A 5,224-nucleotide genomic window follows, 5' to 3' on the forward strand; every position below is an offset into this window, starting at 1 on the left:
CTATCATCAAGGGAAAGCCACTGACCCAGTGGCCTATTTAACTGCTAAAGAGAACCAAGATTTGGGGGTTGTCAAAGCCCCTCGTACCAGGAGAAAAAAACCTCCCCTTGATTTGTCTCCTTTCCCACACTCAGAGGGCTTGACAAATTGCTCTTTTGCTTAACTTGTCACCAATGGCTGATAGCTGATAGCTGAATACTTACAAACTTACTAAGGACTTTGAGGTTGAAAAGCTTACCTCATAACTGCGATAAACGCTATATGATGGTTTTCTAAGGGAGATATCAGGTAATTTTAATAAAATACTCTTATCCTAAATATTAAGTCCGGTTGAGTATTTATCGTTGAAGGCTATTGGTTAATTAAAAATTTTTCGTTAAACAGTAAATTTGTTTCGGACGCTTTCTTGATTAGAGGTGATTGAGATGACTAACACTATAGCACGTTGGGAATTAACTAAAGCTCGTCTTGTAGGCTCTGGTGCTTTTTTATTGGGGATATTGCTACCAACTACTCTTTATGGCTTACCTGCTAAGACGATTGAGATCGGTAATGGTAAGACTGTGTTTAATCGTGCTCCGCGCTTAGTTAGGGCAGCTACGAGCTTTAATAGAGTAAGGATTCCATCAACCTACCAATTTACCCTCAAATTACCGGAAGATGCTGGAGAGTCTTTGCAAGCTGTAACGATTACCCAGAATAAAACTAATATCGAGAAAGTCACATTTGATCCGAGAAAGAGTCGTGCGTTTGTTGGCAAAACTTTTGCTGGTGGCTCATCCCTGACCTTGGCTAATATTGGCGGTAGTGAATCGTCTAACTCGGATCAAGTAACTGTTGTGTTTGATCCACCGGTTGATCCTGGTCAAACCATTACAGTTTCGGTTAGAGCTAAGAAAAATCCTGAGTTTAGTGGTTCTTATTTATTTGGAGTCACGGCTTTTTCCACTGGAGACAATAGCCCTGGTTTATTCCTAGGTAGCCGTAGGTTGTTTTTTGATGAATTTGGAGATTAAGGGATATAGCAAGTCTTATACCCATTAGGTACAAATTTTTAGGTTTTAGGTTTTAGGTTTTAGGTTTTAGGTTTTAGGTTTTAGGGAGCAGGGAAGAGGGAAAAAATAATGTGTACCTCATAGCTATGATAAACGCTATAAGTGTCGATGTAGGGTGGGCAGTGGATGACACCGATAACTAGGGTTTAGCTTTTGGTAACCACTGCCCACCATCGGATTAATCACTAGCAGTAGTTTATGTAGGGTGGGCAGTGGATGACACCGATAACTAGGGTTTAGCTGTTGGTAACCACTGCCCACCATCAGATTAATCACTAGCAGCCAGTCTATTGATCCAATGATGGCTTTACCGGAATAGTTACAAGTGAGAAGTTTATGTAGGGTGGGCAGTGGATGACACCGATAACTAGGGTTTAGCTGTTGGTAACCACTGCCCACCATCAGATTAATCACTATCAGTGGGAAGTTTATGTAGGGTGGGCAGTGGATGACACCGATAACTAGGGTTTAGCTGTTGGTAACCACTGCCCACCATCGGATTAATTACTATCAGTGGGAAGTTTATGTAGGGTGGGCAGTGGATGACACCGATAACTAGGGTTTAGCTTTTGGTAACCACTGCCCACCGTCAGATTAATTCACTAGCAGCCAGTGTATTGAGCAAATGATAGCTTTACCGGAATAGTTATAACTGGAGCTGAAGCTTGATCAAAAAGAATGACAGTATCGAAGAGCTTCCGCTAAAAGCGATCGCTATTAGCGGAAGCTTCGCTTCATCGCGTAGCGTGACCTGCATGTCAATCGGATTTTTAATCCCAGTCACCTGATCGGAATAGTAAAACACAGGAAACTTTAGAAGATGGGGAGTCAGAGCAGCAACTGGCTCCCCTTTTTACTGGCTCAATAGCTATTTACTAAAATTACAAACTTGTGTAGTTTACCTATTTTATAAATCCTATAACTTGCTTTCAGTAATTTTAGTATTAATTTCCCCATAATTCGCTATCATACTATACAATTTACTACACTGAATACCATGACAGTAATGAGAGCAATTATCTCTTTTTTATGAGATGGTTTTTAGGATTAGTCTAGAAGTAAAAAATAGAAATGAACGAACCCATAGCTGACTATGACAATCCTTGGAAAGAAGCATTACAAGCTTATTTTGATTCATTTTTGCAGTTTTGTTTTCCCGAAGTTCACACTCTGATTGATTGGAATCAGACCCCCCAAGCCCTTGATACAGAATTACAGCAAATAGTTGGTGCTGCGGAGTCAGGAAAACGGATTGCTGATAAATTATTCCAGGTGTGGCTCTGTGGTGGAAATGAAACTTGGGTGTTGATTCATGTAGAGGTACAAAGCCAAAAAGAATCAAGCTTTGCTAAGCGAATGTACCAATATCATTACAGAGCATTTGACCTGTACGAAAAACCTGTGATTAGCTTAGCGGTATTGGGAGATGAGAATGCGTCTTGGTCTCCATCGTCCTATGAATATGGCTTGGGAGGTTGTCGCCTTAGTCTAGAATTTCCGATAGTTAAATTACTCAACTATCAGTCAAGGTGGCAGGTGTTGGAATCGAGTACTAATCCCTTCGCAGTAGTGGTGATGGCTCATTTAAAAACAAAAGCTACCCATAAACAACCAATGGAGCGCAAGCGATGGAAGTGGTACCTGGTTCGGAGACTTTTTGAACGAGGTTATAGTAAAAACGATATAGTGAAACTGTTCCAGTGTATTGACCAAATGATGGCTTTACCGGAAGAGTTAGAACTGGAGCTGAATCAACAACTTGAACGTTATCAGGAGGAAAGACAGATGCCTTTGATTAGTCGAGTCGAAGAAAGGGCAATGAAGAGGGGTCTGGAACAAGGACTTCAACAGGGACTTCAAGAAGGACTTCAAGAATCTCGGGAAAGCTTACAAGAGACAGTGGTTAAAATTTTACAAAATCACTTTGAATCGGTATCACCGGAATTGGTGGCAGCGATTAATTCAATAGAAGATATCTCTGTATTGAAACAGTTGATTGATATCTCTCTGGAGAGTAACTCCCTTGAGGAATTTGAGCAGCTCTTGGCACAACATCAGGTTGGTCAGGACAATTGAAGAGTATGGAAACGGGCAAGATGCCCGTTCCACCAAGATTACCATTCCACCCACCGGGTCAAACAGCTTTAATCAGATGCACTCAACTCGAACGTTATCAGGAGGAAAGACAGATGCCTTTAATTAGTCGAGTCGAAGAAAGAGCAATGAAGAGGGGTCTGGAGAAAGGATTTCAACAAGGATTTGAACAAGGATTTCAACAAGGACTTCAACAAGGACTTCAAGAATATCGGCAAGTTTTACAAGAGACAGTAGTTAAAATTTTACAACATCAGTTTGAATCGGTATCACCGGAATTAGTGGCAGCGATTAATGCCATAGAGGATATCTCTGTGTTGAAACAGTTGATTGATATCTCTCTTGAGAGTAACTCCCTGGAGGAATTTGAGCAGCTCTTGGCACAACATCAGGTTGGTCAGGAGAATTGAAGAGTAAGGACACGGGCAAGATGCCCGTTCCACGCAAGATGCCCGTTCCACGCAAGATGCCCGTTCCACCAAGATTACTTCCCTACAACTTAATGCAATAATAATCCAAACCACTTTTTCCTGGACCCTGAGTCCACCGTGAATCAGCTTTCCAAGCACCATTGGCTTCTTCCCGGCGGCGAGTGTAGACAGTGAGCTGATTACCGTTAATTTTCAGTAGATTATATTGCCAGGGATAACCAGTTCTTAGTTCAAGGGTCGGTGCGCCAAAGGTGCCAGCACAAATTCCATCAAGTTTGCGCCCTGATGGACTGAGGTCGTAACGGAAAAGGCTGGTTTCGGCTTTGTGGATATGTCCGTGCAGGAAGAACCGGAATCCAGCAACGGCTAGTTGTTCGATGAATCCTTGGTCGATAATCCTATCGCTTCCAGCACTATTGAGGGGATGGTGCCAAACCGCTATTTTCAGGCAGTTGTCGTAGTCTGATTTACGGCGAATCTTAGTCAGGGCGTTGGTCAGAGCAATTGGGTGGATGCTAGCACGGTCTTTGAAGTGGTGATCCAGTTGCCAAGCCGAGTTTAGTCCTAGGATCAGCAACTTTTGGTCTGGGAAATGGTGGATAATGGCTTGCTGGTGATAGTCGAGGGGATAGGGTTGACCTTTGATGGCTTGATAGAATTGGCTGAAGTGGGCAAAGCGTTGTTGGTATTTGGCTTCGTCTCGAACTCGAATCACCTGATCAGTGACTTTGATGTAGTCACCGTCTTGGAGTTTATCATGGTCTTTTGTGCGATCGCGTAGCGTGGCCGAAGGCCAATCGCATAACTCATAAGCCTCTTTTGCTAGTTCCCAGTTTAGGTCATGGTTACCAGGAACTAGAACAATTTGCTTGGGGTCTAGGGGGAAGTCTTGGCGGAGTTTGTCGAGAAACTCTTGTGCAGCCTGGTATTCTTCTGGAGTGGAATAATTGGCGATATCACCGGAGAGGATAAGAGCATCAAGGTGAGGGATTTGAAGGTCTTGGGTCAGGTCTTGGGCGAGTTGGTTTGACCAACGGCTAGCTTGATCAGGGGTGGTGATGTGGAGGTCCGAGAGGTGGAGGATGTATATGGTTTGAGTGGTAATCGGTTCAAGAGTATTGGGTTTGGGAGTAGGTTTGGGACGATAGGTTGGGTTATAGACTTGGTAGCGCTCTTGAATAGCGTTAATAACATTTATGGTTTCCTGAAAAATATCCTGATTATTAGTTGCTGCAAATTCTTTCTTGTTCAGGAGATTAATCAGTTTAGTAATAGTGGCTTCTTTGCCGATTTTTACCAGAGCATATGCCGCACTTCTACGCACAAATGAGTGGTGATCATCCAGCAATTTAATTAAGGGCTCTATCGCCACTTCTGTCCCAATTTTTTCCAGAGCATATGCCGCACTTTTACGCACATCAGAAGAGTCATCATCCAGCAATTTAATTAAGGGGTCGATGGTGGCTTCTGTAACGATATTTCCCAGAGCTTCTGCCGCACGAATACGCACATCAGAGGAGTCATCATCCAGCAATTTAATTAAGGGGTCGATGGTGGCTTCTGTAACGATATTTCCCAGAGCTTCTGCCGCACGAATACGCACATCAGAGGAGTCATCATCCAGCAATTTAATTAAGGGGTCGA

General features: G+C 43.0%; 5 protein-coding genes. 3 read left to right on the forward strand and 2 right to left on the reverse strand.

The window, feature by feature from the left end; genetic code table 11:
- Nucleotides 1-425: 425 nt before the first annotated feature.
- Nucleotides 426-1,016 carry a DUF2808 domain-containing protein gene (locus tag F6K52_RS31855; protein WP_293088369.1) on the forward strand — a complete coding sequence of 197 codons (591 nt, stop codon included), beginning with the start codon at nt 426-428 and terminating at the stop codon, nt 1,014-1,016.
- Between the two features lie 135 nt (nt 1,017-1,151).
- Here F6K52_RS31855 and F6K52_RS31860 read toward each other — a convergent pair whose 3' ends face one another.
- On the reverse strand, nt 1,152-1,469 hold the full coding sequence (locus F6K52_RS31860) for a hypothetical protein (RefSeq protein ID WP_293088371.1): 318 nt from the start codon (nt 1,467-1,469) through the stop codon (nt 1,152-1,154).
- 657 nt (nt 1,470-2,126) lie between these two features.
- Between F6K52_RS31860 and F6K52_RS31865 the strand changes: the two genes are divergently transcribed.
- Nucleotides 2,127-3,131, forward strand: a complete 1,005-nt coding sequence (locus tag F6K52_RS31865) for a transposase (RefSeq protein ID WP_293088373.1) — start codon at nt 2,127-2,129, stop codon at nt 3,129-3,131.
- A gap of 20 nt (nt 3,132-3,151) precedes the next feature.
- Nucleotides 3,152-3,559: a hypothetical protein gene (locus F6K52_RS31870; RefSeq protein ID WP_293088375.1), complete on the forward strand. Its 408-nt coding sequence runs from the start codon at nt 3,152-3,154 to the stop codon at nt 3,557-3,559.
- 82 nt (nt 3,560-3,641) lie between these two features.
- On the opposite strand, the gene F6K52_RS31875 is transcribed toward F6K52_RS31870, so the two are convergent.
- A partial coding sequence (locus tag F6K52_RS31875) for a HEAT repeat domain-containing protein (protein WP_293088377.1) occupies nt 3,642-5,224 on the reverse strand: 1,583 nt, incomplete at its 5' end.

It is taken from the genome of Moorena sp. SIO3H5, assembly GCF_010692395.1.
Taxonomy (GTDB): Bacteria; Cyanobacteriota; Cyanobacteriia; order Cyanobacteriales; family Coleofasciculaceae; genus Moorena.